This window comes from Aeromicrobium sp. Leaf272 (assembly GCF_001422865.1).
In the GTDB taxonomy this organism is placed as follows: domain Bacteria; phylum Actinomycetota; class Actinomycetes; order Propionibacteriales; family Nocardioidaceae; genus Aeromicrobium.
Window position 1 is genome coordinate 383,197 of the sequence record NZ_LMMY01000009.1, and the last position, 4,663, is coordinate 387,859.

Below are 4,663 nucleotides of genomic sequence, written 5' to 3' on the forward strand. Positions count from 1 at the left end.
CAGACCGACGACGGCCGGATGACCGTCGAGCTGGGCGCCGACCACCCCGGGCTGCACGACCCGGAGTACCGCGAGCGCCGTGACCTCCTGGCCACGCTCGCCCACCGGTGGGAGCCCGGCGAGCCCGCCCCCGAGGCGCCCTACACCGACGCCGAGCACGAGGTGTGGCGCGTCGTGAGCGAGGACCTCCTCGCCAAGCACGAGACCTACGCCTGCCGCGAGTTCCTCGACGGCAAGGCCGCCCTCGACCTCCCGCTCGACCGCGTGCCGCAGCTCGAGGAGCTGTCCGACCGGCTGGAGCCGATCACCGGCTTCCGGTACCGCCCTGCCGCCGGGCTCGTGCCCCTGCGCGAGTTCTACGGCGCCCTCGCCGACCACGGCTTCTGGGCCACCCAGTACGTGCGCCACCACTCCGTCCCGCTCTACACGCCCGAGCCCGACGTGCTGCACGAGGTCGTCGGGCACGGCAACACGCTCGCCGACCCCCGGTTCACCCGCCTGTACCAGGCCGCCGGCCAGGCGGCCCGTCGCGTCGAGACGGCCGAGGCGCTCGAGTTCGTCAGCCGGGTCTTCTGGTTCACCCTCGAGTTCGGCGTGGTGCACGAGCCCGACGGCCTGAAGGCCTTCGGCGCGGGAATCCTGTCGAGCCCCGGCGAGATCGAGGAGTTCCGCGGCATGACGATCAAGCCGCTCGACGTCGTGGCCATGGGCACCACCGACTACGACATCACCCACTACCAGGACGTGCTGTTCGCGGCAGACTCCTTCGCCCACGTGGAGGACGCGGTCGGCGGGTTCTGGGACACCTGCACCGACGACTCGATCAACGCCCTGCGCGCGACCGCTGCCTGACGACTAGCACGGGCCGACCGGACGCCCCAGGACGTCCCACCTCCTGAGCAGGTGCCACGACCCCCTCCCCGCGGTCCACGGTGGACACATCACCACCGCACACCTGGGGAGGACGAGATGACCGTGTCCGTGGACACCACGCTCGAGACGGCCCTGCGCAACGCCATGGCGAACTTCGCCACCGGGCTCACCATCGTCACGACGTCGGCCGGAGGGCGCCCGCACGGCACCACCCTGAGCGGCGTCATGTCGCTCTCGATGGACCCGCCGATGATCCTGCTGTCCCTGTCGCGGACGTCGAGCCTTCTCGCCCGCCTGCAGCGCGGCGGGCGCTTCGGTGTCAACGTGCTCGCGGCCCACCAGGACCAGGTCGCCCTGCGGTTCGCGACGAAGGTCCACGACCGCTTCGCCGACATCGGGTGGCGCGACGACGGCGCACCGCGCCTCGACGACGTCCATGCCTGGGTCCTGGCCGACGTGACCGGCACCGTGCCGGCGGGCGACCACGTGCTCGTGCTCGGCACCGTCGTGTCCGCCGAGACCGGCGACCACCAGCCGCTCACCTACTGGCAGCGCACCTTCGGCACCCACAAGGCGTTCTGATGCGAGTCCACTCGCCGCTCGCCGAGCGATGTCACGACTGAGCCGACCCCGCCACCTCCTCACCACCTCCATCACCTCTCACCAGGAAGGGGCTGCTTCGCCATGCCCATCAGCACCGATCCCCTGAAGTTCGCGTACTGGGTCCCCAACGTCTCCGGCGGACTCGTCACCAGCACCATCGAGCAGCGCACCGACTGGAGCTACGACTTCAACGTGAAGGTCGCCCAGCTCGCCGAGCAGGTCGGCTTCGAGTACGCCCTCAGCCAGGTCCGCTACACCGCGTCGTACGGCGCCGACCAGCAGCACGAGTCGACGAGCTTCAGCCTCGGCCTGCTCACCCAGACGGAGAAGCTCAAGGTCATCGCCGCCGTCCACCCCGGTCTCTGGCACCCGGCGGTGCTGGCCAAGTGGATCATCACCGCCGACCACATCTCCGGCGGTCGCGCGGCGGTGAACGTCGTGTCCGGCTGGTTCAAGGACGAGTTCACCGGCCTCGGCGAGCCGTGGCTGGAGCACGACGAGCGCTACCGCCGCAGCGAGGAGTTCATCCGCGTGCTGCGAGGGCTCTGGACCGAGGAGGGGTTCGAGCACCGCGGCGACTTCTACCGGATCCACGACTTCACCCTGAAGCCTGGACCGGTCGATGTGCCGGGCCGTCCGCACCCGGAGATCTTCCAGGGCGGCAACTCCACGGCAGCCCGCCGCAACGGCGGCTCGGTGGCCGACTGGTACTTCTCCAACGGCAAGGACCTCGACGGCTTCACCGAGCAGTACCTCGAGGTGAACCAGAACGCGTCGATCGCCGGACGCGAGGGGCAGGTGAGGTTCGGCCTCAACGGCTTCGTCGTCGCCCGCGACTCCGAGGCCGAGGCCCGGGACGTGCTCGAGGAGATCATCGCGAAGGCGAACCCCGACGCCGTCGAGGGCTTCCGCCAGGCCGTCCAGCAGGCCGGCAGCAGCACGAGCGACGGCAAGGGGATGTGGGCCGACTCCTCCTTCCGGGACCTCGTCCAGTACAACGACGGGTTCCGCACCGGGCTCGTCGGCACGCCGGAGCAGGTGGCCACCCGCATCGTCGAGTACAAGAAGCGCGGCGTCGACCTGTTCCTGCTCGGCTTCCTGCACTACCTCGAGGACATCGCGTACTTCGGCGAGAAGGTGCTGCCGATCGTCCGGGAGCTCGAGACGCAGGCCGTCGAGGCCGGGACCCTCGGCGAGGACGCCCTCACGTCGGCCTGACACCACGATCCCCCGGCGGCAGAGGCCGGCGGGTGCCCGCCGGGGTGGCGAGACCCCGACGGGCGGCATTCCCCACTAGCGCAAGGAACAGGAGCAAGACTATGACCACCACCGAGAACATCACCGTGCAGGAGGCCGTCACCTCCTCCCCCTGGGCCGACCAGGCCCGACCCACCACCCGCGAGGGCTGGCTCGAGCGAGCGGCCGACGTCGCCGGGATCCTGGCGGCGGACGCCGTCGAGCGCGATCGCGCCCAGGCCGTGCCCACGGCCGAGGTTCAGCTGCTCAAGGATGCCGGCCTCGTCACGCTGCTCGGTCCCGCCGAGCACGGCGGCGCGGGCCAGACGTGGGACCTCGCGTACCAGGTCGTGCGTGAGGTCGCCTCCGGCGACGGGTCCATCGGCCAGCTGCTGGCCTACCACTACCTGTGGGCCTGGGCGGTCCGCCTCGTGGGCACGCCCGAGCAGATCACCGCGGTCGAGGAGCTCTACACGACCGGCAACCTCTTCTTCGGCGGCGCCGTGAACCCCCGTGACGGCGACCTCACCATCCGCGACGAGGGGGACGAGATCGTCTACAACGGTCGCAAGTCGTTCTCGACCGGCTCGAAGGTCAGCGACCTCACCGTCCTCGAGGGTGTCCTCGACGGCACCGAGAAGCACATCTTCGCGATCGTCCCCAGCGACCAGCCCGGGATCGTGTTCCACGACGACTGGGACAACCTCGGCCAGCGGCTCACCGAGTCCGGGGGCGTCACCGTCACGGACGTCCGAGTGCCGTGGGCGGCCGCCGCCGGCTACGTCGACAAGGAGCTGGTCGAGCTGGTCTACGGCACCCTCAACCTGCCGACGATCCAGCTCGTCTTCAGCAACTTCTACCTGGGCATCGCGCGAGGTGGCCTCAAGGCGGGGACCGCCTACACCCGCTCGACCACGCGACCGTGGCCCTACGGCGGCGACGACAAGGCCAGCGCGAGCGAGGAGTGGTACGTCCTGGAGGGCTACGGCCGACTCCAGAGCCAGCTGTGGGCCGCCGAGGCCCTGGCCGACGAGGTGGGCCGGGAGATCTCCACCCTTCTCCACGCGCCGCGCGAGGACCTGACGCCCGAGGCACGTGGGCGGGTGGCCGTGCGGGTGGCCGCGGTCAAGCAGCTCGCGAACGACGTCGCCCTCGAGGTGGGCACGAAGATCTTCGAGCTCACCGGGGCGCGGGCATCCAGCAACAAGGTCGGCCTCGACCTGTTCTGGCGCAACGCGCGGACGCACACGCTCCACGACCCCGTGGCGTACAAGCGTCGCGAGGTCGGCGAGTACGCGCTGCTCGGGAAGATCCCCGAGCCCAGCTGGTACACGTGAGCCCCTCTCCCACCCAGGACCGCTCGGGCGGGTGACCGGTCACGCACCGGTCCCCGCCCGGGCCTAGCACCCCGCTGCCCTTCACGCAGACCAGCCCACTGCTCGACACGCGACCCAGGCGTCGACCGCGAGGTCGACGCTGGTCGCACCACCCAACGAGAGGACCCCTCATGAGCACCACCACCCTCGTCCCGTTCGTCGTCGAGAGCACCGGCCACGGTGTCGCGCAGCAGATCACGGTCGGAGGTGACAACGCCCACGTCTTCCACGCCGACACCTACCCGGCCTTCGGCGGATCCGACGCGGCCCCCAGCCCGCTGGCGTACACGCTCGGCGCGCTCACGTCGTGCAACCAGATCACCGCAACCCTCGTCGCGAAGGACCTCGGCCTCACCCTCGGCGCGTTCACCTTCCACGCCCAGGGCGACCTCGATCCGTCCGTGTTCGTCGGCGGCGCCGAGGGCGACGCGAACTTCCGCGCCGTCAGCGTCGTCGCCACGGTCGAGACCGATGCCGACGAGGCCGCCTTCGACCGGTTCGTGAGCGAGCTCGAACGCCGTTGCCCCGTCACCCAGCTCTTCCAGCGCAGCGGGCTGGACTTCCGGTCCTCCTGG

General features: G+C 70.6%; 5 protein-coding genes. All 5 read left to right on the top strand.

Going from position 1 to position 4,663, the window contains the following annotated elements; genetic code table 11:
• Window positions 1–852, top strand: an 852-nt coding sequence (locus ASF38_RS03450; protein ID WP_082480424.1) for a phenylalanine 4-monooxygenase, incomplete at its 5' end; no start/stop codon positions are given.
• Window positions 853–969: 117 nt separating this feature from the next.
• The gene (locus ASF38_RS03455; RefSeq protein ID WP_055963281.1) at window positions 970–1,455 is read left to right on the top strand and encodes a flavin reductase family protein; all 486 of its coding nucleotides are present in this window, start codon (window positions 970–972) and stop codon (window positions 1,453–1,455) included.
• Window positions 1,456–1,557: 102 nt separating this feature from the next.
• Window positions 1,558–2,694, top strand: a complete 1,137-nt coding sequence (gene sfnG, locus ASF38_RS03460) for a dimethylsulfone monooxygenase SfnG (protein WP_055963279.1) — start codon at window positions 1,558–1,560, stop codon at window positions 2,692–2,694.
• 101 nt (window positions 2,695–2,795) lie between these two features.
• Complete coding sequence (locus tag ASF38_RS03465; RefSeq protein WP_056573635.1) at window positions 2,796–4,049, top strand: acyl-CoA dehydrogenase family protein; 1,254 nt, start codon at window positions 2,796–2,798, stop codon at window positions 4,047–4,049.
• 170 nt (window positions 4,050–4,219) lie between these two features.
• The coding region (locus ASF38_RS18295; RefSeq protein ID WP_200914386.1) for an OsmC family protein at window positions 4,220–4,663 on the top strand (444 nt) is incomplete at its 3' end.